General features: G+C 36.1%; 21 protein-coding genes and 1 riboswitch. Of the genes, 15 read left to right on the top strand and 6 right to left on the bottom strand.

From position 1 onward, the window contains the following. Positions 1-21: 21 nt before the first annotated feature. The 10 genes from ACFOWA_RS18700 (at position 22) to ACFOWA_RS18745 (ending at position 9,864) form a co-directional block, all read left to right on the top strand. The gene (locus ACFOWA_RS18700) at positions 22-588 is read left to right on the top strand and encodes a hypothetical protein (protein WP_378988227.1); all 567 of its coding nucleotides are present in this window, start codon (positions 22-24) and stop codon (positions 586-588) included. A gap of 13 nt (positions 589-601) precedes the next feature. Then, positions 602-745 (top strand): DUF4160 domain-containing protein, encoded by a 144-nt coding sequence (locus tag ACFOWA_RS18705; RefSeq protein ID WP_378988229.1) that lies wholly within the window; start codon positions 602-604, stop codon positions 743-745. A 78-nt stretch (positions 746-823) separates the two neighbouring features. Further along, a complete protein-coding gene (locus tag ACFOWA_RS18710; RefSeq protein ID WP_378988232.1) occupies positions 824-1,039 on the top strand; it encodes a DUF2442 domain-containing protein in 216 nt (71 codons plus the stop codon). 22 nt (positions 1,040-1,061) lie between these two features. Continuing rightward, complete coding sequence (locus ACFOWA_RS18715) at positions 1,062-1,817, top strand: Bax inhibitor-1/YccA family protein (protein WP_378988235.1); 756 nt, start codon at positions 1,062-1,064, stop codon at positions 1,815-1,817. A gap of 114 nt (positions 1,818-1,931) precedes the next feature. Next, positions 1,932-2,033: riboswitch (SAM riboswitch) on the top strand. 141 nt (positions 2,034-2,174) lie between these two features. Next, complete coding sequence (metH, locus tag ACFOWA_RS18720) at positions 2,175-5,900, top strand: methionine synthase (protein ID WP_378988238.1); 3,726 nt, start codon at positions 2,175-2,177, stop codon at positions 5,898-5,900. 24 nt (positions 5,901-5,924) lie between these two features. After that, positions 5,925-6,287 (top strand): four helix bundle protein, encoded by a 363-nt coding sequence (locus ACFOWA_RS18725; RefSeq protein WP_378988242.1) that lies wholly within the window; start codon positions 5,925-5,927, stop codon positions 6,285-6,287. Between the two features lie 77 nt (positions 6,288-6,364). Then, positions 6,365-7,318, top strand: a complete 954-nt coding sequence (metF, locus tag ACFOWA_RS18730; protein WP_378988245.1) for a methylenetetrahydrofolate reductase [NAD(P)H] — start codon at positions 6,365-6,367, stop codon at positions 7,316-7,318. Positions 7,319-7,398: 80 nt separating this feature from the next. Continuing rightward, on the top strand, positions 7,399-7,707 hold the full coding sequence (locus ACFOWA_RS18735; RefSeq protein ID WP_378988248.1) for a hypothetical protein: 309 nt from the start codon (positions 7,399-7,401) through the stop codon (positions 7,705-7,707). A gap of 81 nt (positions 7,708-7,788) precedes the next feature. Continuing rightward, positions 7,789-8,208 (top strand): tail fiber domain-containing protein, encoded by a 420-nt coding sequence (locus ACFOWA_RS18740; protein ID WP_378988251.1) that lies wholly within the window; start codon positions 7,789-7,791, stop codon positions 8,206-8,208. A gap of 132 nt (positions 8,209-8,340) precedes the next feature. Continuing rightward, positions 8,341-9,864 (top strand): glycoside hydrolase family 10 protein, encoded by a 1,524-nt coding sequence (locus ACFOWA_RS18745; protein WP_378988254.1) that lies wholly within the window; start codon positions 8,341-8,343, stop codon positions 9,862-9,864. Here the strand turns inward: ACFOWA_RS18745 and ACFOWA_RS18750 are convergent. Then, complete coding sequence (locus ACFOWA_RS18750; RefSeq protein ID WP_378988257.1) at positions 9,854-10,588, bottom strand: NUDIX hydrolase; 735 nt, start codon at positions 10,586-10,588, stop codon at positions 9,854-9,856. The two genes, ACFOWA_RS18745 and ACFOWA_RS18750, sit on opposite strands and share 11 nt — an antisense overlap. A gap of 163 nt (positions 10,589-10,751) precedes the next feature. On the opposite strand from ACFOWA_RS18750, the gene ACFOWA_RS18755 reads away from it, so the two are divergent. After that, positions 10,752-13,085 carry a glycoside hydrolase family 3 protein gene (locus ACFOWA_RS18755; RefSeq protein ID WP_378988260.1) on the top strand — a complete coding sequence of 778 codons (2,334 nt, stop codon included), beginning with the start codon at positions 10,752-10,754 and terminating at the stop codon, positions 13,083-13,085. Between the two features lie 187 nt (positions 13,086-13,272). Here the strand turns inward: ACFOWA_RS18755 and thrC are convergent, their stop codons facing one another. The 3 genes from thrC to thrA form a co-directional block, all read right to left on the bottom strand. After that, complete coding sequence (gene thrC, locus ACFOWA_RS18760) at positions 13,273-14,586, bottom strand: threonine synthase (protein ID WP_378988263.1); 1,314 nt, start codon at positions 14,584-14,586, stop codon at positions 13,273-13,275. Positions 14,587-14,667: 81 nt separating this feature from the next. Continuing rightward, positions 14,668-15,591, bottom strand: coding sequence for a homoserine kinase (locus tag ACFOWA_RS18765; protein ID WP_378988923.1), 924 nt, complete (start codon positions 15,589-15,591; stop codon positions 14,668-14,670). 169 nt (positions 15,592-15,760) lie between these two features. Continuing rightward, the gene (gene thrA, locus ACFOWA_RS18770) at positions 15,761-18,211 is read right to left on the bottom strand and encodes a bifunctional aspartate kinase/homoserine dehydrogenase I (protein ID WP_378988266.1); all 2,451 of its coding nucleotides are present in this window, start codon (positions 18,209-18,211) and stop codon (positions 15,761-15,763) included. An 880-nt stretch (positions 18,212-19,091) separates the two neighbouring features. Here thrA and ACFOWA_RS18775 point away from each other — a divergent pair. The 4 genes from ACFOWA_RS18775 to ACFOWA_RS18790 all read left to right on the top strand — a co-directional run bounded on the left by ACFOWA_RS18775 (position 19,092) and on the right by ACFOWA_RS18790 (position 23,749). Further along, the gene (locus ACFOWA_RS18775; RefSeq protein ID WP_378988269.1) at positions 19,092-20,189 is read left to right on the top strand and encodes a vWA domain-containing protein; all 1,098 of its coding nucleotides are present in this window, start codon (positions 19,092-19,094) and stop codon (positions 20,187-20,189) included. Between the two features lie 93 nt (positions 20,190-20,282). After that, a complete protein-coding gene (locus ACFOWA_RS18780; protein ID WP_378988271.1) occupies positions 20,283-21,770 on the top strand; it encodes a magnesium chelatase in 1,488 nt (495 codons plus the stop codon). Between the two features lie 139 nt (positions 21,771-21,909). Beyond that, positions 21,910-23,154 (top strand): metallophosphoesterase, encoded by a 1,245-nt coding sequence (locus ACFOWA_RS18785; protein WP_378988274.1) that lies wholly within the window; start codon positions 21,910-21,912, stop codon positions 23,152-23,154. A 58-nt stretch (positions 23,155-23,212) separates the two neighbouring features. Beyond that, the gene (locus ACFOWA_RS18790; protein WP_378988277.1) at positions 23,213-23,749 is read left to right on the top strand and encodes a GNAT family N-acetyltransferase; all 537 of its coding nucleotides are present in this window, start codon (positions 23,213-23,215) and stop codon (positions 23,747-23,749) included. A gap of 101 nt (positions 23,750-23,850) precedes the next feature. Here the strand turns inward: ACFOWA_RS18790 and ACFOWA_RS18795 are convergent, their stop codons facing one another. Then, a complete protein-coding gene (locus ACFOWA_RS18795) occupies positions 23,851-24,540 on the bottom strand; it encodes a response regulator transcription factor (protein ID WP_378988280.1) in 690 nt (229 codons plus the stop codon). Positions 24,541-24,652: 112 nt separating this feature from the next. Continuing rightward, positions 24,653-26,320 (bottom strand): sensor histidine kinase, encoded by a 1,668-nt coding sequence (locus ACFOWA_RS18800; RefSeq protein WP_378988283.1) that lies wholly within the window; start codon positions 26,318-26,320, stop codon positions 24,653-24,655.

A 26,320-nucleotide genomic window follows, 5' to 3' on the forward strand; every position in this document is an offset into this window, starting at 1 on the left:
TTCATTCAAAATTAAAGTTACATGCACGAAATAGAGCCTTATTACCAGTGGAGAGATGATTATATTTCGGCAGAAGATGAGCGTTCTCCTTTTTACAACACCGAGTATTCAGAAATATATTTTGATAAGCAGATTTATAATTTTTTGTTACATCCTCAATGGGATGAATTTGGCTCGAACACGCTTTATATGAAAGTGCTATATGCCGATTACGACAGAAGTTATGCAATTATAGAATTTATTGGCGAATGGAACGATGCCATAAACAATGATATTATGCTTATGAAGCGTGATATTTTGGAGCTAATGATGGATGAAGGTTTAAATAAGTTTATCTTGATAGGTGAAAATGTATTAAATTTCCATGCATCTGATGATAGTTACTACGAAGAATGGTTTCAAGAAGTTGAAGATGGTTGGATAGTTGGCGTTAATTTTCAAGAACATGTAATTCGGGAGTTTAAAGACAATAGCATTGATTATTACATTAATTTTGGAGGTTCTTTCGATAATATGCCATGGCGAACGTTAAAACCTTTACAGTTCTTTAAAAAGGTGGAAGAGCAGTTAACTAAAAGATTGAATTAATTATATTTATCTGATGCCTACGTTATTCATAATTTTTGGACTACGTTTTTTCTTCTATTCCAATGAACATTTGCCGATTCACGTGCATGTCAGAAATTCAGATGGAGAAGCTAAATTTGAAGTAGAAAATGTTAAACTTGTCAGTAATAAGGGCTGAAAAATAAAGATATAAACCTTGCACAATCTTTGATAGAAGAAAATAAAGAAATTATTATTGCAAAATGGTTTGAGTATCATGGAAAATATGATTAAAGTTTGGTTTCATAATAATCATATCTACATTAAAACTTTAACAGGAGAAAACAAAAGTCATCCATTAAGTTGGTTTCCAAAACTTTTAAATGCAAGTGATGAGGAAAGACAAGATTATCAATTATCTCCTTTTGGCATACACTGGGAAAAACTAGATGAAGATTTAAGTTTTGAAGGCTTTTCATCATTTATCAAATAATATAAAAAAACACAAAAATAAAATGGAACAACAAAATTATCAATATCAGGATAACAGCGTTTTTGTACAAGAAGGCTCTATATCAAAAAAATTCTTTGCAAACGTTTTCTTATGGATGTTTGTAGCATTAAGCTTATCAACTATTGCAGCATATTTATTCGGAACAAATGAGCAATTAATGCAATACTTAATGACGATTAACCCAAATACCGGAAAGGTTGGTATGTCAATTTTTGGCTACATAGCCATGTTTGCACCACTTGGTTTAGTTTTGTTAATGGGTTTTGGCTTAAGCAGATTATCATTACCAGCTTTAATTGGTGTATTTGTGCTTTATTCTGTATTAACAGGAATTAGCCTAAGCTTTATACTTTTAGCCTATACATCTGGCTCAGTTGTAAGTTGTTTTGCTGGTGCGGCAGGCATATTTGGTATAATGGCCTTTATGGGTTACACAACAAATATCGATTTAAGTAAATTCGGACCAATTTTAATGGTTGGCGTTATCGGTTTAGTTATCGCAACTGTAATAAACATGTTCATTCAAAGTGAAGGTTTTAGTTTATTTATGGCATATATCGGTATTGCAATTTTCACTGCATTAACCGCTTATGATGTACAGAAAATTAAACGTATTGGTGAAGGTATTGAAGCAAGTGGCGAGCAAGTTTTAGCAGTCGAATCTAAAAAAATGGCTATTGTTGCGGCGTTATCTTTATACTTAGATTTCTTAAACATTTTCTTATTCTTACTGCGTATTTTTGGAAGCAGAAAGTAATCATTAACAGAACAATATTCTTAAGGCCATGCAGTTTTGCGTGGCCTTTGTAATTTTATTTGGTACCAAAGCGATAAATTTTGGAATTGATAATGCTTTGTTGCATTTTTGTATCGCTTATAAAGAAAGACGGAGGGATTAGACCCAACGATGTCTTAGCAACCTGTGCCAACAAGGTGCTAAATTCTATCCCGATTAATCGGGAAAAGATAAGTTTAGGATTACAATCATTTCCAACTTTTAAATAAGCCATTTTAGAGATTTGAGAAATCAGATTTGAGATTAAAGACATAATAAATGTTTTATAAATTCTCATATCTCATATCTCACATCTCCAATCTCACATCTAAAAACAGAATGAGCATTAGAGAAGAATTAGAAAAACGTGTTTTAGTGATAGATGGTGCGATGGGTACCATGATTCAGCGTTATACTTTAACCGAAGAAGATTTTAGAGGCGAAAGATTTAAAAATCATCCCTGCGATGTGAAAGGCAATAACGATTTGCTAAATATTACACGCCCTGATATTATAAAAGCAATACACTTGGAGTATTTGCAGGCAGGTGCCGATATTATCGAAACCAATACCTTCAGTACGCAAAGAATTTCTATGGCTGATTATCAGATGGAAGATCTTTCTTATGAGATGAGTTTTGAAGGTGCCCGTGTAGCCAAAGAAGCTGTAACCGAATTTATGGCAGCAAATCCTGATAGGAAATGCTTTGTGGCAGGCGCAATTGGTCCTACAAATCGTACGCTATCTATGTCGCCAAAGGTAAATGACCCTGGTTACCGAGCGGTTTATTTTGATGAATTGGAAGCTGCTTATTACGAACAGGTTCGTGGCTTGGTAGATGGTGGCTCGGATGTACTTTTAATTGAAACAATTTTTGATACGCTAAACGCTAAAGTTGCCATTGTTGCCATAAAAAAATACGAAGAAGTGATTGGTCGGAAGTTAGAAATTATGATTTCTGGCACCATAACCGATGCTTCTGGAAGAACACTATCCGGTCAAACTGCTGAAGCTTTCTTAAATTCTGTTATGCATGCAAAGCCATTAAGCATTGGTTTTAACTGTGCTTTGGGTGCTAAAGAAATGCGTCCGCATATCGAAGAATTGGCTGCAAAAGCTGGCTGTTATGTATCGGCATACCCAAATGCGGGTTTGCCAAACGAGTTTGGTGCTTATGATGAACAACCGCATGAAACAGCACACCTGGTAGATGATTTTCTTGAATCAGGTTTTGTGAATATTGTAGGTGGTTGCTGTGGTACCACGCCAGAACACATCAGCTGTATCGCCAAAAATGCTAGAAAAACATCGCCAAGAAAAATCCCAAAAATTGAGCCATTTATGCGCTTGAGCGGGTTAGAACCTGTTACCATTACCCCCGAAAGTATTTTTGTAAACATCGGTGAGCGAACCAATATTACTGGTTCTCCAAAATTTTCTAAACTTATTTTGGGTGGAGATTATGAAGCGGCACTTGCGGTTGCGCTACAACAAGTTGAAGGTGGCGCACAGGTTATCGATGTAAACATGGATGAAGGAATGTTGGATTCTGAAGCTGCAATGACAAAATTTCTGAACCTTATTGCTTCCGAACCTGATATTGCAAAACTGCCAATCATGGTCGATTCATCTAAATGGTCGGTGATAGAAAATGGTTTGAAATGCTTGCAGGGGAAAGGAATTGTAAACTCCATATCACTCAAAGAAGGTGAAGATAAATTTAGAGAGAGCGCTCGTAAAATTATGCAATATGGTGCTGCGGTTGTAGTAATGGCTTTTGATGAGCAGGGGCAAGCCGATAATTACGAACGCAGAAAAGAAATTTGTAAAAGAAGCTACGATATTTTAGTAAACGAAATTGGCTTCCCGGCAGAGGATATAATTTTCGACCCAAACATATTAACCGTTGCAACTGGTTTAGAAGAGCATAATAATTACGCTGTAGATTTTATAAATGCCACAAGGTGGATAAAAGAAAACCTTCCTTATGCGAAAGTGAGTGGCGGTGTTTCAAACATATCATTCTCTTTTAGAGGAAATAATACCGTTCGTGAAGCCATGCACTCAGCATTTTTATACCATGCGATTCAGGCTGGTTTAGATATGGGCATTGTAAACGCTGGTATGTTGGAAGTTTATCAGGAAATCCCACCCGAACTTTTAGAAAGGGTAGAAGATGTTTTGCTTAACCGAAGAGATGATGCAACCGAACGTTTGGTAGAATATGCCGATACGATAAAAAGTAAGGGTAAAGAAATTGTTAGAGATGAGGAATGGAGAAAAGGTTCTGTAGAGGAAAGATTATCTCACTCATTAGTAAAAGGAATTGTAGAGTATTTGGATGATGATGTTGAAGAAGCCCGACAGAAATATGCTCGTCCGATTCAGGTTATCGAAGGTCCGTTGATGGATGGGATGAACATTGTAGGCGATTTATTTGGCGCCGGAAAGATGTTTCTTCCACAGGTTGTAAAATCGGCAAGGGTTATGAAGAAGGCCGTTGCCTACTTGTTGCCTTTCATCGAACAGGAGAAATTAGATAATCCAGACCAAAATCAAAGTTCATCGGCAGGGCGGGTTTTAATGGCAACTGTTAAAGGCGATGTACACGATATCGGAAAAAATATTGTGGGTGTGGTTTTAGCATGTAATAACTTCGAAATAGTTGATATGGGCGTGATGGTTCCTGCTCAGGAAATCATCAAAAAAGCCAAAGAAATTAATGCTGATATTATTGGTTTAAGTGGGTTAATCACCCCTTCGTTGGATGAGATGGTTCATTTTGCCAAAGAAATGGAACGCGAAGGCTTTACCATACCACTAATTATTGGCGGCGCAACAACATCCAGAATTCATGCAGCAGTTAAAGTTGCCCCAAATTATTCAGGACCAGCAATTCATGTTCTGGATGCTTCGCGAAGTGTAACCGTTTGCAGCACCTTGATGAATCCTGAAACTAAAGATGATTATGTTGCAGGCATTAGAGCTGAGTATGATAAAGCCCGTGAAGCACATTTAAACAAACGATCTGATAAACGTTTTAAAACCATAGAAGAAGCAAGAGCGAATAAATTTAAAATAGATTTTCAACAAAACCTACCTGCTCCACTATTTACAGGAACCCGTGTTTTTGATAACTATCCATTGGAAGAATTGGTTCCATATATCGATTGGACACCTTTTTTCCATACTTGGGAACTTCGCGGTAGTTATCCTAAAATATTTGATGATAAAAATGTTGGTGATGAAGCAAAAAAACTTTTTGCTGATGCGCAGACATTGTTAAAGCGCATTTTAGATGAAAAGTTATTAACTGCTCGTGGTGTAATTGGTTTCTGGCCAGCAAATGCTGTTGGAGATGATATTGTGTTAGATGTTTCAGATGTTATTGATGGAAAAGGGAAGATGGAAAATGGAACAGCAAACCCATCATCCGTTTCACATCATCCATCTTACATCACCATTCACACCCTTCGCCAACAGGCAGAAAAAGTAGATGGACAGCCTTATTATGCTTTATCTGATTTTATTGCACCTAAAGAAAGCGGCATACAGGATTATTTTGGTGGCTTTGCAGTTACAACAGGTATTGGTATTGATGATTTGGTAAATGAGTTTGAAGCCAATCATGATGATTACAATAGCATTATGGCTAAAGCTTTAGCCGATAGGTTAGCAGAAGCATTTGCAGAACGCATGCACGAACGTGTACGGAAAGAATTTTGGGGATATGCCAAAAACGAAAATTTAAGCAATCAGGAATTAATTAAGGAAGAATATGCTGGTATTCGTCCGGCACCAGGTTATCCTGCTTGTCCGGAACATACTGAAAAAGGCACTTTGTTTAATTTGCTTGATGCCGAAAATCAAATTGGATTGCGTTTAACCGAAAGTTATGCCATGTATCCAACAGCTGCGGTAAGTGGTTTTTACTTTGCCCATCCTGAATCAAGATATTTTGGTTTAGGAAAAATTACAAAGGACCAGATTGATGATTATGCATCCAGAAAAGGAATGACAATAGAAGAAGCGGAAAGGTGGCTTTCGCCTAATTTGGCGTATTAGTTTGTTGGTGTTTTAGTAATTAGCATGGCTTATCAAAAGTATACAGAACTAGAAGTTTGGAAAAGGGCAAGAGCATTCACTGCTTTAATTTACAAGTTAACAGTTGCTTTCCCAAAGGAAGAAGCATATGGCTTAACATCTCAAATACGTAGATGCGCTGTATCTATTCCTTCTAATATTGCAGAGGGTTCCGGTAGAAGACATGCGAAAGAAACAATTCAGTTTTTAGCGATTTCTAGAGAATCTCTATATGAGCTTGAAACTCAGATTTATGTTTCGTTTGATATTGGATTTATATCTGAATTGCAACTGACTGAATGCATTAATGAAATTGAAACTTTAGGAAAACTAATTAATGGATATATCAGATTCCTTTTAAAAGAATAGATATAAGTTTATTTAAATCGTGGGAACTAATTGGTTTCTTACCAAAAAACAAAATATCTAAACAACAAACCAACCAAATGAAAATCACCGACCATATAAAAAACGCAAAAGGTAAAACCTTATTCTCTTTTGAACTTTTACCACCAATAAAAGGCCAGAGCATTCAATGGATTTATGATGCTATTGACCCGCTTTTGGAATTTGAACCACCATTTATTGATGTTACTTCATTAAGAGAAGATTACATTTACAAAGAGCAGGAAAATGGCTTATTGCAAAAAGTTTCTTATCGAAAACGCCCTGGAACAATTGCCATTTGTGCCGCAATTATCCATAAATATAAAATCGACGCTGTACCGCATTTAATTTGTGGAGGTTTTACCAAAGAAGAAACCGAAAATGCTTTAATTGATTTGCAGTTTTTAGGGATTGATAATGTTTTGGCTTTACGCGGCGATGCCCGTGCTGCCGACAATTCTTTCGTGCCAAGCAAAGGTGGACATTGTTATGCAACTGATCTAATCCAGCACATTAAAAACCACAACGATGGTAAATTTCTGCATGAAGACATCGAAACATTTAATAGCGATTTCTGTATCGGTGTAGCAGGTTATCCTGAAAAGCATTTTGAAGCGCCAAACCTAAATTCAGATTTTAAATTTTTGAAGAAAAAGGTAGAAATGGGTGCTGAATTTATTGTAACACAGATGTTTTTTGATAACCAGAAATATTTCGATTTCGTAAAAAAATGTAGAGAGAATGATATCAATGTGCCTATTATACCTGGTTTGAAACCGATAAGTACACTGTCTCAATTAAATGTATTGCCAAAAATCTTTCATATCGATTTGCCCGAAGAATTAACTGATGCGCTATCTCATGCAAAAAACAATAGCGAAGCTAAAGAAATCGGTACCGAAGCCATGATAAAGCAATGCAAAGAACTTATGGATTTTGGCGTGCCGGTGCTGCATTTTTACACTATGGGCCGACCAGAACAAACCAAACAAATTGCAAAAGCTATATTTTAGCTTTTGTAATTAGAAAAATTCTGACACAACTTTAACGAATATACTTTTGCTAACAAATTGTTGATGTTATATTTGTCGTAATGAAATCAGATGCCTCAAAATATGTTTTAATTTGTTTTTTTGCAGTAATGCTGCTGCTTAAAACAACTGGCGCATCATCTGTTTTTCTCGATTCTTTTAAAAATACGGAATATAGTATCGCCAATCAGGATGGTACAGAGAAAGAAGAAAAGAAAATTGAATCAGAATATTTTGATAACAATTTATTTCTTGTTCAGCATGTTAAAATACCTGTATTAGTAAAGGTTAAAGAGTCTTATCCAACAAATAATGCACTCTTATCCTATTTTCCAGAGGTTTTAACGCCTCCACCATCTGGCATTTCTTAGATGCTATACTACAATATTACCCTTTCGGCAAATCGTCCTGAAAGGTATTTCTATTCACATTTAAATAATTTATACTTACTTATGAAACGAGCAATTTCATTATCTTTTGCGGTATTTTTAATATCAGCATCTTTAAAAATTAGTGCGCAAGAAATTGGGCAAACTAATATTCAACCATTAAATAATTCTATTTCTGTTATTTCTCAATTACAGCCAGTTAGCTTTAATTATGATGCTAAATGGGCAGAAAAATTAAAATTATCCAATAAATCTCAAATGGGATTTGTAGCTACCGATGTTCAAAAAATTCTACCATCTCTAGTGAGAAAGCAAGCTAAAGATTATCCTTCAGGAAAAAATGCTTTTAAAACAGCAACAGTTTCTACTATAGATTACGAAAGTTTAATACCGCTATTGGTTGGTAGTATTAAAGAGCAGCAACAACAAATTGAGCAATTACGAGCTGAGGTTGACTCTTTAAAATCAAAAAATACAAAGTAGGTTTTTAGTTTTAATGTTTGGTTTAGCCGGGGTTTACTACCTCGGCTTTTTTATTTACAAGAGTGTAAAAATTTTAAAATATTAGCTTGGTTGCAATTTAAAATGCCTTATGTTTATAGTTTATTCAATATTATGAGAAATAAATTAACTGCTTTATTTATACTTTTTTGGATTACGTTTAAAGTTGATGCTCAGCAAATAAATCTAACTGAAATACCAAAACCACAACGAGAATTTCGTGCGGCATGGATTGCATCGGTTGCAAATATTAATTGGCCAAGCAAGCCGGGTTTATCAACTCAACAGCAACAAGATGAAGCAGTTGCTTTATTGGATATGCTAAAGAAAAATAATTTTAATGCAGTTATTTTCCAGGTTCGTCCACAGGCCGATGCATTGTATAAAAGTAGTTTAGAACCTTGGTCGTATTTTTTAACCGGGGTTCAAGGTCAGGCGCCAAAACCATATTACGATCCATTAGAATTTTGGATTGAAGCTGCACATGAACGAGGCTTAGAATTACATGTCTGGTTAAACCCATATCGGGCGCATCATATTTCTGGCGGTCAACCTTCTGAATCTTCAGTCGTTAAGAAACATCCAGAACTGGTTTATAAATTAAAACAAGGCTATTGGTGGCTAGATCCATCAAAAAAGGGAACTCAAGATTTATCTGCTGAAGTGGTTAAAGACATTGTGAAAAGATACGATATTGATGGAGTTCATTTCGATGACTATTTTTATCCGTACGCCGAATATAACGGTGGTGAAGATTTTCCTGATGGGGAAAGCTATGCTGAATACCAGAAAAATGGAGGTCAACTTGCTCGTGGCGATTGGCGCCGGGAACAGGTAAATGTTTTTATTCAAAGGGTTTACAAAATTATAAAAGAGGAAAAGAAGTATGTCAAATTTGGTATCAGTCCGTTTGGTATATGGAGACCAGGCTTCCCCGAATCTATTAAAGGTTTTGATCAATACGATAAACTTTACGCCGATGCAAAATTATGGTTAAATGAAGGTTGGATTGATTATTTTATGCCTCAATTGTACTGGCAGGTTAATAACATTCCACAAAGTTTCCCTGTTTTATTAGGTTGGTGGCAATCTGAAAATACTAAACAGCGACATTTATGGCCAGGATTAAATAGTGGCATTGGTGGTGGAGAGAAAAACAGTGATGAAATCATAAATCAAATTATGATAAGCCGCGGAATTTTACCAAAATCTCCTGGTGTTGCACATTGGAGTATTGCTGCATTAACCAAAAATGAAATGCTTCGTAATGATTTACTCAAGGGTCCTTATAAAGCAGAAGCTTTGGTTCCTGCATCGCCCTGGTTGGATGATAATAAACCATCAGGACCTAATGTAACGATAGCAGATAGAAATACAGATGTTTACATCGATTGGAAACCAGCAAATAAAAGAGATGATTTCAAATACATCGTTTACACAAATTATGGCGGTAAGTGGAATTACACCATTTTAAATTACAAAAGTAGGTTCTTATTGGTGCCTAAAGTTAGCTATGCTGATGCCGCTAAAATGATTCAGCAACCATTGCAAAATATAGCCGTTACGGCAATTGATAGAACAGGTAATGAAAGCGCTTTAGAAATTATAAATGTTGAGGGGGAAAGTTCTACCAATTAAACTCATTCAAGGCTTTCTTGTAATTTTCTTCATCAAAACGATATAAGTTTGGGGCTTTATGTGCGCCACCTTTTCTTGGTTCATCAAGCTTTACAAGAATATTATAACGCATAATTTTACGGTAAAAATTGCCTCTGTTTAACTTCTGACCTAAAATTGTTTCGTACAAACTTTGCAATTCGGGCATTGTAAATGTTTCTGGAAGCAGATTGTAGCCAATTGGTTTATAGCTTAATTGCTCTCTTAAGGTTGCAAGCGCTTTCTTTAGTATTTCTTGATGGTCCATCACCATGGTTGGCAAATTATCAATCGGCATCCATTCACATTTATCAGAATACGAATCGGTAACAGGCGTTACCTGTGTGTGATCTACAAGCGCATAATAACCCACAGTTACAAAGCGTTGCTTGTGCCATAAATCATCAGGATAATTTTTAAAAAATTCCTCAGAACGGTTTAGCGTACCAAAAACGCCAAAAACATTTAAGAAAATTTTGTCTGCTCCACTACGTTCAAATAAAACTCTTTTTGCAGCGTCATTTATTGCTTCATTCTTGTTTACGTAGCCACCAGGTAACATCCAGTTATCTGCGCTTTTAAGTTTTAACATTAAAACATTTAAGCTGTTGGCATGAAAACCAAAAACCACACAATCTATCGAAATATGTGGTAATGATTTTTTCCAAAATTCTGCACTTGCATCTAGTATGTCAGGAACGATCATTTACAAAAGGTAAAGTTTAAAGACTTCTAAATTAATGATTTGTTTTTCTAAACTAAAGTTAATACATTGCTTCTTTATGAAGCAATGAAATTTAGCCAGATTTTCCTAATCAATTATCCTGCTAAAGGACATTTATGATTCGACAATTAAAAATCTCCCATTTATGGCTGAGACTATATTAAATTCTAACCAAATGCAAAAAATTACATCAACATTAATCATTAGCCTCCTTGGCGGTTTAAGCCTTAGTGCACAGCAATTCACAACGGTAAAAAATAATAACGGTTCAACGCTGGGCTATTCATCAGCCTCTGGCGTAAAAATTTTAACAGTTGGCGGTTTAAAATTTAAAGATTTGAATAAAAACGGCAAGCTCGATAAATATGAGGATTGGCGCTTAACGGCTGATGAAAGAGCTAAAGATTTAGCTTCGAAAATGACAGTTGAGCAAATTGCAGGTTTAATGCTTTACAGCAAACATCAGGCTTTGCCTGCAGGTCTTTTTGGTTACAATATGGGCACATATAATGGAAAGGTTTTTCCTGAAAGTAAGGAAAAAGCATCTGATTTAAGCGATCAGCAAAAAGACTTTTTTAAAGATGATAACCTTCGACACGTTTTATTAACAAGTGTACAAACGCCAGAAATTGCAGCCATTTGGAATAACAATGCGCAAGCTTTTGTAGAAGGTATTGGCTTAGGCATTCCGGCAAATAACAGTACCGACCCACGCCATACGGCCATGGCAACCAGCGAATTTAACGCAGGTGCGGGTGGTAAAATTTCGATGTGGCCAGATGGTTTAGGAATGGCCGCAACATTCGACTCGAAAATTGTTGAGCAATTTGGGCAAATTGCCGCAAAAGAATATAGAGCATTGGGTATTTCAACGGCTTTATCGCCTCAAATAGATTTAGGTAGCGAGCCACGTTGGTATCGTATTGCTATGACATTTGGCGAAAGCCCGCAGTTAACTACGGATATGGCCAGAGCTTACATCGATGGTTTTCAAACATCATACGGGAAGGATGAAATTAAAGATGGTTGGGGTTATAAAAGCGTAAATGCAATGGTAAAACATTGGCCAAGTGGTGGTGCAGAAGAAGGTGGTAGAGATGGGCATTGGGCTTTTGGAAAATTCACGGTTTATCCCGGCAATAATTTACAACAGCACATCGATCCGTTTGTGAATGGAGCTTTCAAATTGAAGGGCAAAACTAGCAAAGCTTCGGCGGTTATGCCTTATTATACCATTACGTTTAACCAAGATAAAAAATATAAAGAAAATGTAGCCAACGGTTATAGCAAATACATAATTACGGATTTACTTCGCGATAAATATGGTTACGATGGTGTGGTTTGTACCGATTGGTCTGTTACTGGAGATGAAGGTAAAACACCAAACATTTTTGCCGGTAAGCCATGGGGAGCCGAGGCTTTAACTATTGCCGAAAGACATTACAAAGTTTTAATGGCAGGAGTAGATCAGTTTGGTGGAAACAATGATAAAAAACCGGTCTTGGAAGCTTACCAAATGGGTGTAAAAGAATATGGCGAAAAGTTTATGCGTGAACGTTTTGAGCGTTCGGCTGTTCGTTTACTTAAAAATATTTTCCGCGTTGGTCTTTTCGAAAATCCTTACTTAAATGTAGAAGAAACCAAAACTGTTGTTGGTAATGCCGAATTTATGAAAGCAGGTTATGATGCACAGTTAAAATCAATAGTCTTATTAAAAAACAAAGCGAATGTTCTTCCGCTGAAAGAAAAGCAAACCGTTTATATACCCAAAATATATTCTGCACCAACAAAGGATTGGTGGGGCTTTTATACCGCTCCAAAACTGGATTATCCGGTGAATATCGATTTAGTTAAAAAATATTATAACGTTACGGATGCTCCAGAAAAGGCCGATTTTGCAATCGTTTTTGTTTCAAGTCCGCAGAGTGCAGAAGGTGGTTACGATATCAATGACAGAACAGCAGGAAGCAACGGTTATGTGCCAATTTCTTTGCAGTATGGAACTTATACAGCTGAACAAGCCAGATCGAAAAGTATTGCAGCTGGCGACCCGGTCATCGACCCAATGATAAAAGATAGAGGATATAAAGGCAAAACAGTTACGGTATCAAATACAATGGATTTAAGAACCATTTTAGATACTAAAGAAATGATGAATGGCAAACCGGTAATTGTTTCAGTTACGGCATCAAAACCAATGGTTTTTAATGAGTTTGAGAAAAATGTTAATGGTATAGTATTAAATTTTGGTGTTTCTACTCAGGCAGTTTTAGATGTTATTTCGGGCAGAACAGAACCATCTGGTTTGCTGCCATTGCAAATGCCGGCGAACATGAAAACTGTAGAAGAGCAGAAAGAAGATGTTCCTTTTGATTTAGTTACACATAAAGATACTGAGGGTAACAGCTACGATTTTGGCTATGGCTTAAACTGGAAAGGCATTATTAAAGATGCACGAACAGAGAAATATAAAAAATAGTCGAAGCAAGTTCTATCTTGCAACAATTATTATTCACTAAAACAAGTATAAGCAGCGTTCTTTTTAATCGATAAAAGAATCCCGCTTTTGTTTTGAATGATATTCAATTTTAAATCTGAATCTATTTTAGTCTCATTGATTTTAAGCATAAACAACCTCAACTGAACCTAATCCGTTGCTAAAATTGTTAATTAACCTTAGTTAACAAATAATTTTTAAAACCGTCAAAATCTACACCTAATTTATCAGCATAGTGTGATTTGCTTTCTAAAGCTTTTACTTGTTCAGGAATTTCAATTTTAGCAGCAATATCTGAAGGAAAAATATCTGGAAACTTACAAGCATGTGCTGTCGATAAAAATGTTGCAGCGCTTTTATCTTCAGGGTTTTCTTTTCTATATTTTTCTATTGCTAAATATGCAATTGCAGTATGCGGACAAGCAACATAATCAAATTTAGCATCAATTTCTAAAATACCGTTAAGTGTTTCTTCATCATTAAAACGGTAAGATGTTACCACTTTTTTCAAAGCTTCTACATCCTGATTAAACAAATCCATAATGCGTATCCAGTTGCTTGGAGCACCCACATCCATTGCATTGGAGTAGGTTTGCGTTGATGGTTTCGTTTCATAAACGCCACTTTCAAGAAAACGTGGAACGGTATCATTGATGTTTGTTGCAGCGATAAATTGTTTAACTGGCAAGCCTAATTTATAAGCCAATAAACCCGCACCAATGTTACCAAAGTTTCCACTTGGAACTGAAAAAATTACATCACTAAAGCCTTGTTTTTTCAATTGGGCATAAGTGTTAAAATAATAGAAAGTTTGCGGTATTAACCTCGAAATGTTAATAGAATTTGCAGATGTTAACCTAAATTTTGCGTTTAATTCTTCATCCGAAAAAGCTTGTTTAACCAAAGCCTGGCAATCATCAAAAGTACCTTTAACCTCAATAGCTCTAATGTTTTGTCCGTTGGTGGTTAACTGTAATTCCTGTATCGGACTAACCTTTCCCTCTGGATAAAGAATGGTAACCCTTGTATTCGGAACACCTAAAAAGCCTAGGGCAACCGCACCACCTGTATCGCCAGAAGTGGCTACTAAAACATCTAACAATTGTTCGCCATCTTTTAAGAAATAAGCCATTACACGGCTCATGAAACGAGCGCCAAAATCTTTAAAAGCTAATGATGGTCCGTGGAAGAGTTCTAGTACGTAGGTATCCTCATCAAGCTTTACAGCAGGTGCTTCGAAGTTTATGGCATCTTCAATTAAAGCTTTTAAATCTTCAGCCGGAATTTCATCTCTTAATAATGCGGATGCTACTTTATAAGCGATTTCTGGTAAGGAATATTGCGCTATGTTTTCAATAAAATCAGCATCCAGCTGTGGAATTTCTACAGGCATGTACAAGCCTTTATCCTGCGGCATGCTATTGAAAACAGCTTCTTTAAAAGAAACGCGTAAGTCTTTATTGTTGGTTGAATATAGTTTCATTAGTGGTTTTAGGTTTAGGTTTAAGGTTTAGGATTTGGGCGCTTTGACCTAACGCCTTTTACCTTAAACCTCATGCCTTTCTTACATTACTCTCGGTCCTTCGGCGTTAACCGAAGAAACAAAAGCTTTGCTGTTAATATTAAGTTTATGTAAATGTTGTTGTTGTGCTTTCGTTATTTTTTTAGCTGTTTCTTCATCTTTGGTTAAGGCAAAAACAGATGGACCAGAGCCAGAAATTCCGAAACCGATGGCACCGTTTTCCATCGCCAGGTTCCTCATTTCTTCAAAACCCGGAATTAAAATGGAGCGGGTTGGTTCTACGAGAACATCTTTCATACTTCTGCCAATTAAGTCGAAATCATTCATAAATAGACCACTTACCAAGCCGGCAACATTTCCCCATTGAGTTACAGCATCTTTTAAAAGAACCTTACTGCGAATCATTTGTCGGGCATCTTTTGTAGGTACATCAACCTGCGGATACACAATTGCAGCAAACATGCCAGCAGGAGTTGGCAAAGAAATTACATCAAGTGGTTCATAACTTCTAACCAAAACAAAGCCTCCCATAATGGCAGGTGCAACATTATCTGCGTGTCCATAGCCGCAAGCCAATTCTTCACCTTTCATAGCGAAGGGAACCAATTCTTTTGCGGTTAATAAATCGCCCATAAGTTTATTAATGGCAAATAAGCCCGCAACAGTACTGGCCGAACTCGAGCCTAATCCGCTACCGATTGGCATTTTTTTATGCAGTTCAATTTCAACACCAACATCTAACCGATTAATGTGTTGCAAATAATGTTGAACACTTGCGCTAACTGTATTTTTTGCTGCATCTAAAGGTAGTTTGCCGTCGTCGCCAGTAATTCTTTTTATAATTACACCGGGAGCATCGGTTAAGCGCATCTCAACCTCGTCGCCAGGTTCGTTTACCGCAAAACCAAGTACATCAAAACCACAAACTACGTTTGCAACGGTAGCAGGGGCAAAAACGCGAATCATCCCCAAACCCTCAAAGGGGGCATTTGCCTTTCCGTCGGTTTTGTCTAATGCTTCAACTGAATTTAAATTGTTATTTAGCATGGTATATCTCTTCATTTTTTCCCAGGGCTGAAACCTTGGGCCATCCTGTTAGTTATTCAATTGAGTCATTGCCTTAGTCTTTCTACTTTTAGCTTAAAGAACCCACATTAATAATATCTGCAAAAACCCCAGCGGCTGTAACCTCTGCACCAGCACCAGGTCCTTTTACTACTAATGGACGAGCATGATACCTATCTGTTGTAAACGAGATGATATTATCACTTCCCGAAAGCATGTAAAAAGGGTGACTGTCATCAACCATTTGCAAGCTGATTTCTACATTACCATTCTCCAGCTTACCAATGTAGCGCAGAACTTTTTTATCATTGGCCGCTTTGGTTTTCAAATCTTCAAAATACGCTGCGTTTTTTTGCAATTCTGAGTAGAAATCCTCAACAGAAGTTGCGTTTAAACAAGCTTCAGGTAGAATATTATCGATTTTAACATCAGCAACTTCTAAAGGATAACCTGCATCGCGAGCCAGGATTAGCATTTTACGCATAAAATCTTTTCCATTTAAATCATCGCGAGGGTCTGGTTCGGTGTAGCCCAGTTCCTGTGCTTCTTTAACGGTTTCGTAAAAACCGGCATCGCCCTTAAAGTTGTTGAAAATGTAAGAAATTGTACCCGATAAAATGGCTTCGATACGAGCCACTTTATCACCACTCATCATCAACTCTCTTAACGTACGAATAATTGGCAAACCTGCACCAACGTTGGTTTCGTAGTAAAAATCGACACCGAATTTACGGGCAGTATCTTTAAACGATTTGTATTGAGCAAAATCTGCAGAGTTTCCTTTTTTATTACAGGTAACCACCGAAATACTACTTTCGAAAATGCCCTGATAAAATTCAATCGGTGTTTCTGCTGCGGTATTATCTACAAAAACGCAGTTTGGTAGGTTTAGCGCTTTCATTCGTTCCACAAAATCAGCTAAATCAGCCTGTTCGCCATTGGTATTTAAATTGCTTTCCCAATGTTCAAGCGATAATCCTTCGGCACTAAAAATCATTTTCCTTGTATTGCTGATGCCCGCAACTTTAACTTGCAAATCGTTGTTGGCAGATAGGAAAGGCATTTGCTCTTTTAGTTGATTAAACAAAGTTTTGCCGATATTACCAGTGCCTAAACAGAAAATGTTGAGTGTACGTTTCAAATCAGTAAAGAACGCATCATGAACAGCATTAACAGCTTTCGATAAATCTGCAGCGCTAATAATTACTGAAATATTATACTCAGATGAACCCTGTGCAATTGCCCTAACGTTGATACCATTTCTGCCCAAAGCGTTGAATAATCTTCCGCTCATCCCTGGAGTGCGTTTCATGTTCTCACCAACAATTGCTAATACCGCCAGGTTATTTTCAACCTCTGGTAGAGCAAGTTTATTTGCATCCAATTCCAGTTCAAATTCCTTTTTAATTAAGGAAATTGCTTGTCCGGCATCGGTTGGTTTAACGGCAAAAGTAATGCTATGTTCTGATGAAGATTGGGTAATTAAAACTACGTTAATTTGCTCTCGTGATAGTAAGGAGAATAGCCTTCCGCTAAAACCAGCTTTACCAACCATGCCACTTCCGGTTAAGTTAATAATGCTGATGTGGTCGATAGAAGAAATGCCTTTTATTGGTAAGCTCGATGCTTTTACATCACTTTTTATATAAGTACCGGCAAAATCAGGCTCAAAAGTGTTTTTAATTACAATTGGGATTTTCTTCATAAAGGCCGGAATCATGGTTGGCGGATAAATCACTTTCGCACCGAAATAACTCAATTCCATCGCTTCTGTGTAACTTAATTCTGGCAGTGAGAAAGCCTTTTTCACGATGCGTGGGTCGGCAGTCATCATTCCGTTAACATCCGTCCATATTTCAATTTCTTCAGCGTTTAAAGCAGCGCCCCATACTGCTGCAGTATAATCAGAACCACCTCTGCCTAAAGTTGTTACCCTGCCGGCTGAATTGCTTGCGATGAAACCTGTAACGAATAAAACTTTACTTTTATTTGCCTGGTAGAAATCATTGATTAAGATTTCAGTCAGTTCGGTATCAACCCTTGCCTGTCCGAAATTGCTATCGGTTTTAATGAGTTCAGAACCATTAACATAAATTGCTTCCTCAAATTGTTGCGATGCGATGTGTGCAATCATGAAAGATGAGCAGCGTTCGCCATAACTTAAAATTTGGTCTTTGGTTTGCAAACTCAACTCGCGAAGATTGGTTACGGCTTGCAATAAATCTTCCAGTTCGTTAAAGAAGATTTTTAAACGCGTAAACACCGGGTTTTGTGCCGCTGCAGGCAAAAGCGAGCGGATAACTGCGAAATGTTTTGCTTCAATTTCTTTTAGAGAAGTATCGTAATCTTCCCCCCGTTCGGCGCTTTCGGCCATATCGGTTAGCAAATTGGTTACGCCACTCATAGCCGATAATACAACTACCGGATTGCTCTGTAATTTTTCTTTGGCCACTATGTTGAGCAGCGTTTTAATGTTCTCGGCCGAACCTACGGATGTGCCACCGAATTTTAATACTTTCATTTTTTTTTGTGTTTAAAAAAAAAGCGCCCCGATTTGTGTCGGGACGCTTTTTGTGTTTTTATGTTTTCAAATCAATTTACAACAAATTAGCCCCGCTGGTTTATCCAGGTGGTAATAATAATCGTTGTAATAATCGAAGTGTTAAAATTCATTTGTCTTGGTGTATTATCTACACCGTAAAGAAGCAGATTATTTTTCTTAATTGCAAACAATAATAAAATTTATTTAAAAATATTTTACTAAAACGTTTAAATGGAACTAATGAGGGTGTTTTTTGAACCCGAAACGAATTTGGACGAACCGTTTTAAGGTTGAAATGTTTTAATTTTTTTGTTTATCGTTTTTCGTCTTTCATTCTCTATCGTGGTCTGTTCCTCACATTTTATTAGTTAGGTAATTTTTGTTTCGGTATGTGGGGACACAGACCGAGGAGTATAAAAGATGAATTTTGAGAAGAAGATTGCTTCTTACCTGGCAATGACAAGATTATTTTCTTGCAACCTTAAGTACTTGCAGAAGCAAATTTAACTAGACCCGATAGAGTGGAAAGCCCGGAAGACGAGGAACGAGGATGAGGACTTGGAACGATAGCGGGACGAACATTAATAGATGCTACGGTTATTGCTCTTCAAAAAATATTTGATTTTGTGATATCTTTTTAAATTTTTGTACCCATGATATATGTTTCGCAGACGACTAAATTATCTTATTTCGTTTTGTAGGAATACAGACAGAGGAGTAGTTTGATTTTCGTTTTTGGTTTCTCGTTTTTGTTACTTCCTACATTCTTACTCCTTCATCCTTTCACCCAAAAATGACATCCCGCTTAAATTAATCCAAATCGAAACTTTTATCTTTATTAATTCGTTATTAAAGACACATGAGAGGTTTCCGTTTTTCTGATTATAAGCCTGGCGATAAGCCAAAAGGTGGGTTCGATGAGTTGCTGAAATTATTTAGCGAGTTGCTAAATTATACAGCAGGTGATGCAGCAGAGGCTTTAAGCTGGCTAAATGAACTCGACAAACAATATAAATTAACCAATAATGATTATGGTATTGGAAATTTTATCGATGATTTAAAAGATAAAGGTTACCTAACAAAAGATAACAAATCTGGTGAATTTAAGATTACAGCCAAAACCGAACAAACCATTCGTAAATCGGCTTTAGATGAAATTTTTGGGAAACTAAAAAAATCGGGCAGAGGTAATCACAATAGCAACCAATCTGGTGTTGGTGAGGAAAAAAATGCTGATAGGAGAGAGTACAGTTTTGGTGATAGTTTAGACCAAATCGACATGACTGCCTCGATTCAAAATGCGCAAATTAACCATGGAATTGGCGATTTTACTTTAACAGACAGAGATTTAGAAGTAGAAGAAAAGGATTTTAAAACTTTAACTTCTACTGTGTTAATGATTGATATTTCGCACTCGATGATTTTGTATGGCGAAGACAGAATTACACCAGCCAAAAAAGTTGCCATGGCTTTAGCCGAATTGATAAAAACAAAATACCCTAAAGATACTTTGGATATTGTAGTTTTTGGAAATGATGCGTGGCCAATTTCGGTAAAGGATTTACCTTATTTGCAGGTTGGACCTTACCACACCAACACCTACGCAGGTTTGGAATTGGCAGCCGATTTACTTCGCCGAAGAAAAACCCATAACAAACAAATTTTTATGATTACAGATGGAAAACCTACCTGTTTGAAAGAGAATGGAAAGTACTACAAAAATAGTATGGGTTTGGATAGAAAGGTAATTAACAAAACCTTAAATATGGCTGCTCAATGCAAGCGATTGAAGATTCCCATTACTACATTTATGATTGCTAAAGACCCATATCTGCAACAATTCGTTCGTCAGTTTACTGAAATTAACGGCGGCAGAGCTTTTTACAGTTCTTTAAATGGCTTAGGCGAATACATTTTTGAAGATTACATAAAGAATAGAAGGAAAACAGTTAAATAGAGTTAAAGGTTACGGGGTTTTATTTGGTAGAACGAATCAAAATTGTACAAACTTATCCTGTAACTTATAAAACATAAGAGGTAACATAATTATATGCAAAACATTACATTAGGCGAATTAAAAACCACTGGATATAAATCAAGATCGGTTAAGGAAGAGCTAAGAGAGAATTTAATTAAACAATTAAAAGGTAATAAGGCAGAGTTTGAAGGCATTATTGGTTATGATGAAACTGTAATTCCGGAATTGCAAACTGCAATCTTATCACGACATAATATTCTGCTTTTGGGTTTACGCGGACAAGCGAAAACCAGGATTGCCCGTTTGATGGTCAATTTATTAGATGAATATGTGCCGTATGTTGCAGGAAGTGAGATTTTTGATGATCCATTGAATCCAATTTCGTGGTATGCAAAAAACGAAATTGCAACCAAAGGTGATGCAACAGAAATAGCTTGGTTACACAGAAGCGAGCGTTATACCGAGAAATTGGCAACGCCAGATGTTACGGTTGCCGATTTAATTGGCGATGTTGACCCAATAAAAGCGGCTACTTTAAAATTAACATATAATGATGAACGTGTAATTCACTTTGGCTTAATCCCTCGGGCGCACCGAAGCATTTTTGTTATTAATGAATTACCAGATTTGCAAGCTCGTATTCAAGTAGCACTTTTTAATATGCTGCAGGAAAAGGATATTCAGATACGAGGTTTCAAATTGCGTTTACCGCTTGACATTCAGTTTGTATTTACTGCCAATCCGGAAGATTACACCAATCGTGGAAGCATTGTAACGCCACTGAAAGATAGAATTGAAAGTCAGATTTTAACACACTATCCAAAAAGTATCGAAGTTTCTCGTAAAATAACTTTTCAGGAAGCTAAACTTACTAAAGAGCAAAGAGAGAATATTGAGGCGGATGGTTTAGTAAAAGATTTAATTGAGCAAATTGCTTTTGAAGCTCGTAAAAGTGAATACATCGACCAAAAATCGGGTGTTTCAGCCCGGTTAACCATATCAGCTTACGAAAATTTAATTAGTACCGCTGAACGTAGAATGTTAATTTCTGGTGAGAAAAACACAGTAGTTCGTTTGGCTGATTTGGCTGGAATTGTACCAGCAATTACCGGAAAAATAGAATTGGTTTATGAAGGTGAATTGGAAGGACCTGCACATGTGGCCACAACGCTAATTGGCAAAGCTGTTAAAACGCTCTTTTCCCGTTATTTTCCAGACCCAGAAAAGGCTAAAAAATCTAAAACTGCAAACCCATATACAGAAATTACAGAATGGTTTACCGATGGAAATAATTTAGATGTTACGGATACTTTATCAAATGCCGAATACAAAAAGGTGTTAATGTCGGTTCCTAGTCTTTACGATTTGGTTAAGAAATTCCACCCAAAATTGAGCGAAAACCAAACTTTACTTTTAATGGAATTTGTGCTTCATGGATTGGCAGAATATTCGCAATTGAGTAAAAACTTTTTAAATGGTGGCTTTGGATTTAGCGATATGTTTGGCAGCTTATTTAATGCCGAATTTGATGAGGAAGAAGACGAGGACGATTTTAGATAGTTTAGCTTTCAGTTTAAAGAGCTTCTAAACACAAAATCAAAAAACTATTTTAAATATTATTATTTTAGCTTTGACAGATTTTTATTTCTTCGGGATGGAAATGTGTCGAAGCTTTTTATTTAAACCATAACCCTTTAACATGGGAAGATTACCTTTCATCATCGCCGCATGCATATTCATCATCGCTTTTGATATTTACTGCTTCAAGGCAATTATCGCTGTGTTTAAAAGCTGGAAACCAAAAACCAAAAAAATCTTTACGATTGTATATTGGAGCTTCAGCATTTTATTAATCCTTGGGGTTTTTGCGGGAATATATTTAAATCTCTTCTTAACATTAAGAGCAATAATTCTGGTAGCATTTTTCTTAACAGTTGCTTGTAAAATGGCAATGTTGCCTTTCTTGGTTTTGGATGATTTACGAAGGTTAGTAGTAAAGCTTTTCAAAAAGAAGGAAATTATTCAAGATCAGCCCATAAGTGAAGCAGAGCCAATTTCGAGATCCGAATTTCTGGTTAAAGCTGGTTTGGTTGCCGCAGCAGTTCCCCTTACATCACTAAGCTGGGGTATCATTTCTGGGGCTTATGATTATCAGATTAGGCGTGTTAATCTTATTCTTCCGAATTTACCGAAGGCATTTGATGGCATTACAATGGCACAAATTTCTGACATACATTCTGGTAGTTTTTATAATAAAACAGCCGTTAAGGGTGGGGTAGATTTGCTAATGTCTGAAAAACCGGATTTTGTGTTTTTTACAGGAGATTTAGTTAATAATTTAACCAATGAGGTAAGAGAATATCAGGATATTTTTGCGAAAGTAAAAGCACCACTCGGTGTTTATTCAACACTTGGTAACCATGATTATGGCGATTATTATTATGGAAGAGAATCATCGCCCGCTAAAGCAAAAAACCTTAAAGACATTATTGATGTACACAAGATAATGGGTTATGATTTGTTAATGAATGAAAACCGCAGGTTAAAAGTTGATGGTGAGGAAATAGGAATTTTAGGTATTGAAAATTGGGGAATGGGGCGCTTTCCAAAATATGGTAAAATGGAGCTAGCGGTTGAAAATACTGACGATTTACCAGTTAAGCTTTTACTAAGTCATGATCCATCGCACTGGCGTGGAGAGGTCTTAAAGAAATATCCTCAAATAGATGCTATGTTCAGCGGACACACCCATGGAATGCAGTTTGGAGTGCGGTTAAAAGAATATCAATGGAGCCCGGTTCAGTATATTTATAAAGAATGGGCGGGTTTATATCAGGAGCAAAAACAACAACTTTATGTTAATGTTGGCTACGGATTTTTAGGTTATCCGGGAAGAGTTGGTGTATTACCAGAGATAACAGTTTTTACATTAAAAAGGGCATAGGTAATTAGTGAATTTTCAATGATTGAATTAGTGAATGTTTAGCTAATTTTATGACAGAATGGTAAATAGAAATTTCAATCCTTTTCCATTAATAGCTACTGAAAGGCTCACACTTAGACAATTGTCACTAGATGATGGTCAAGGTGTTTTTGCGTTGCGTTCTAATGCCGAAGTAAATAAATACCTGAACAGAGAACCTAGTAAAAAAATTGAAGATGCAATAAACTTTATTTATAATGTTAATAGTAACACTACTAACAATAACTCTGTTTATTGGGCGATTTGCTTAACCAATACGCAAACATTTATTGGTACAATTTGCCTTTTCGACTTTTCTGCAAAAGAAAATAGTTGCGAAATTGGGTATGAACTTATACCACAATTTCAAGGGCAAGGTTTAATGACGGAAGCAATAAGAGCAGTTATTGAATATGCATTTCAGGAGTTAGAATTTCAAAAAGTAGTCGCATCTGTTCATAATGAAAACCATCATTCAGTTAGACTATTAACCAAATTACATTTTTCTCATTCCAACCAAATCGATATAGAAAACTCCAACCTTAATGTTTTTACTTTAATCTGTTCTCATGGATAATTTAAGCAGTTAAGTAGATTGCTCCGTGCCTTGCAATGACGAAGGCACAACATATCTACTTATTTGCTAATCACATTCTTCAATTCATTCAATCATTCAACCTATCCTGCGTTAAATCGATAGCCAACTCCTCTAACCGTTTGCAATAATTGTGGGTTATCAGGGTTCAATTCTATCTTTTTACGTAAACGTACAATGTGCATATCCAATGTACGTGTATTTACATCAGAGTTATATCCCCAAACCACTAACATTAATTCATCTCGATTAATCACCTTACCTGGGTTACGTAAAAAATAAAGTAGAATACGATTTTCTAAAATGGTAAGTTCTATTTTTTTGCCTTCTCTAAATAAAGTATGAATGTTTGGGTGATGCTCCATATTGCCAAAACGGTGAATTTCGGCCATATCTTTGTTCACAATGAATTTCACTTTACTCTCTAACATCGCAACCAAAACATCCATATTAAATGGTTTAGTGATGTAATCAGAAGCACCAAAATTGTATGCATCAATTTTATCTACATCTTGCGCTTTGGCAGTCATCATTATAATCAAATTCTCAAAACCTTGTTTACGAACGCTTTCGCAAACTTCAGCGCCTTGTTTTTCAGGCATCATCCAATCCAATAAAACAATATCAGGTTGGTCTGCCATAATCATTCGCTCGCCTGCTTCGCCATCATTTGCTTCTAGTACAATATAACCTTCAGTTTTTAAACGGTGTGCTACCAAAAAACGAAGATTCTCATCATCCTCTACAATTAATATTTTTACTTCTTTAGACATTTGTGTTTTATTATAGGGTTAGGAAGTTGAAAGGTTGTTAAGCTAAATGGTTTTAACGTTTAGTAATTACATTTATCACTTAACATTGCAACATTACAATATTCTTAATTTTTTAATTATTAAATGGCAGTACAATTTTAAATTCGGTGCCAAGGCCAACTTTACTTTTAACGGTAATTTCGCCTTGCATAAAATTAACCAGTTCTTTGCAAAATGCCAAACCTAATCCAACACTGCCCATTTGGTTATATTCATTTTGTATTCTGAAAAACTTCTTAAAGATATTATTTAATTCTGAAGAAGGAATACCGATTCCTTTATCTGCAAAACGAAACACTAAAACACCTTTAATGAGCTTTGCGCTGATGTTTAATTTTTTGTTGCCCGGGTTAGAGTATTTGTAAGCATTTTCTGCCAGGTTATCAAACAAACTGCCTAACAAAACTGGGTCTGTAATAAAAGTTTTAAAGCCAACCACCTCGTAAGTCATAACAAAATCGGGGTGTTTTAACGTGTGCGATTCAATAGTACTTTCAATAAAATCTTCAATGTTAACTTCCTCTCGGTTTAATATAATTGCCTTATTTTCTATTTGTGTAAAGGCAAGTAATTTATTCATTAAACCGTTTAGTTTATCGGCTTCTTCATCTAAAATCTTACCATATAACTGTTGCTCTTTTAAGCTTAAAACAGCAGCACTTTTAATATTGTTTCCTGCAATTTTAATTACACTAACAGGCGTTTTAAATTCGTGCGTAAGATTATTAACGAAATCGTACTGAAGCTTAAACATTTTACTATTCACATTTAAATTTCGATATATTAAAAACGCCACCAGTAAAAGCACACCGTAAACCAACAACAACACCAAGGCAATTGGCATAAAATATATAAAAATCTCTTTTTTAATGTATGATTTTGATGAAGTGAAATAAAGTTTAAAATCAGAAAACGCTCCCGGAAGTGCTATTTCTGTTGTGATATTTTCATCAGAAGTATCAATAGGATCATAAGTAAGTGGCTCTACCCGAATAATTTGATAAAGCAGCGGGCGTGTGTTTATGATTTTGATTTTTTTTGGGTTGAGATGGAATACAAGCATATCCTGCTGATAAATCGGTGCAGGATTTAATTTGCTTTGCAACATCTGCTTATACACTTTTAAATCTTCACGTCTTGGAATATTCAGGTATGTAATTTTGTTGGATAGAACTACAGAAAAATTGGTAAATAACTCTTCTTGAGTTGGCACAGAAGCGGTATCCAACTGGTCGATAAATCGAACCAGCTTTAAAGCCATACTGTTAAAATCGTCATCAACCCTAAAAGAACGCCTATCTTGTTCAGAAAATAATTTAATAGAATCGGGATTTACGTTTTTGCCAAACTGGAATATAGATTTCGGGCCGATAGAAAGCTGGCCAACATTAACGCCATCTCTTACAGGGACATTTTTTACCTCCGAATCGTAAAACATTACCTTATCTACAAAAGGAAATTTTACAATTACGGTATCAACAAATTTCGATGCCGTAGCCGAATCTAAAAAGCCATTGTAATAAGAAACTTCAGGCATTTTATTTTGGAAGAACTCGCTGTAAGATTTTATGCTTTCTTCTAAAACATTAACCTTTTCTGATACAAACTCGTTCTCTATAGATTTTTTACTATAATTAAAAGCAAGAAATAATGATAATACAAACAGGATGGATATGAGCGCAATAAAAGTAACACTCAGTGAGAAATTTTTACGATACCCATTCTTCTTCTCCAAAGACAT

The organism is Pedobacter lithocola (genome assembly GCF_042650845.1).
GTDB lineage: Bacteria > Bacteroidota > Bacteroidia > Sphingobacteriales > Sphingobacteriaceae > Pedobacter > Pedobacter lithocola.

What these genes read in the sequence shown, in the direction of transcription:
- thrA (WP_378988266.1), bottom strand. Translation starts at nt 18,211, where the DNA reads ATGAAAGTATTAAAATTCGGTGGCACATCCGTAGGTTCGGCCGAGAAC.
- ACFOWA_RS18715 (WP_378988235.1), top strand. Translation starts at nt 1,062, where the DNA reads ATGGAACAACAAAATTATCAATATCAGGATAACAGCGTTTTTGTACAA.
- ACFOWA_RS18765 (WP_378988923.1), bottom strand. Translation starts at nt 15,591, where the DNA reads ATGATTCGCGTTTTTGCCCCTGCTACCGTTGCAAACGTAGTTTGTGGT.
- metF (WP_378988245.1), top strand. Translation starts at nt 6,365, where the DNA reads ATGAAAATCACCGACCATATAAAAAACGCAAAAGGTAAAACCTTATTC.
- ACFOWA_RS18780 (WP_378988271.1), top strand. Translation starts at nt 20,283, where the DNA reads ATGCAAAACATTACATTAGGCGAATTAAAAACCACTGGATATAAATCA.
- ACFOWA_RS18740 (WP_378988251.1), top strand. Translation starts at nt 7,789, where the DNA reads ATGAAACGAGCAATTTCATTATCTTTTGCGGTATTTTTAATATCAGCA.
- thrC (WP_378988263.1), bottom strand. Translation starts at nt 14,586, where the DNA reads ATGAAACTATATTCAACCAACAATAAAGACTTACGCGTTTCTTTTAAA.
- ACFOWA_RS18705 (WP_378988229.1), top strand. Translation starts at nt 602, where the DNA reads ATGCCTACGTTATTCATAATTTTTGGACTACGTTTTTTCTTCTATTCC.
- ACFOWA_RS18755 (WP_378988260.1), top strand. Translation starts at nt 10,752, where the DNA reads ATGGCTGAGACTATATTAAATTCTAACCAAATGCAAAAAATTACATCA.
- ACFOWA_RS18750 (WP_378988257.1), bottom strand. Translation starts at nt 10,588, where the DNA reads ATGATCGTTCCTGACATACTAGATGCAAGTGCAGAATTTTGGAAAAAA.
- ACFOWA_RS18735 (WP_378988248.1), top strand. Translation starts at nt 7,399, where the DNA reads ATGAAATCAGATGCCTCAAAATATGTTTTAATTTGTTTTTTTGCAGTA.
- ACFOWA_RS18775 (WP_378988269.1), top strand. Translation starts at nt 19,092, where the DNA reads ATGAGAGGTTTCCGTTTTTCTGATTATAAGCCTGGCGATAAGCCAAAA.
- metH (WP_378988238.1), top strand. Translation starts at nt 2,175, where the DNA reads ATGAGCATTAGAGAAGAATTAGAAAAACGTGTTTTAGTGATAGATGGT.
- ACFOWA_RS18745 (WP_378988254.1), top strand. Translation starts at nt 8,341, where the DNA reads ATGAGAAATAAATTAACTGCTTTATTTATACTTTTTTGGATTACGTTT.
- ACFOWA_RS18785 (WP_378988274.1), top strand. Translation starts at nt 21,910, where the DNA reads ATGGGAAGATTACCTTTCATCATCGCCGCATGCATATTCATCATCGCT.
- ACFOWA_RS18790 (WP_378988277.1), top strand. Translation starts at nt 23,213, where the DNA reads ATGGTAAATAGAAATTTCAATCCTTTTCCATTAATAGCTACTGAAAGG.
- ACFOWA_RS18700 (WP_378988227.1), top strand. Translation starts at nt 22, where the DNA reads ATGCACGAAATAGAGCCTTATTACCAGTGGAGAGATGATTATATTTCG.
- ACFOWA_RS18795 (WP_378988280.1), bottom strand. Translation starts at nt 24,540, where the DNA reads ATGTCTAAAGAAGTAAAAATATTAATTGTAGAGGATGATGAGAATCTT.
- ACFOWA_RS18725 (WP_378988242.1), top strand. Translation starts at nt 5,925, where the DNA reads ATGGCTTATCAAAAGTATACAGAACTAGAAGTTTGGAAAAGGGCAAGA.
- ACFOWA_RS18800 (WP_378988283.1), bottom strand. Translation starts at nt 26,320, where the DNA reads ATGTCTTTGGAGAAGAAGAATGGGTATCGTAAAAATTTCTCACTGAGT.
- ACFOWA_RS18710 (WP_378988232.1), top strand. Translation starts at nt 824, where the DNA reads ATGGAAAATATGATTAAAGTTTGGTTTCATAATAATCATATCTACATT.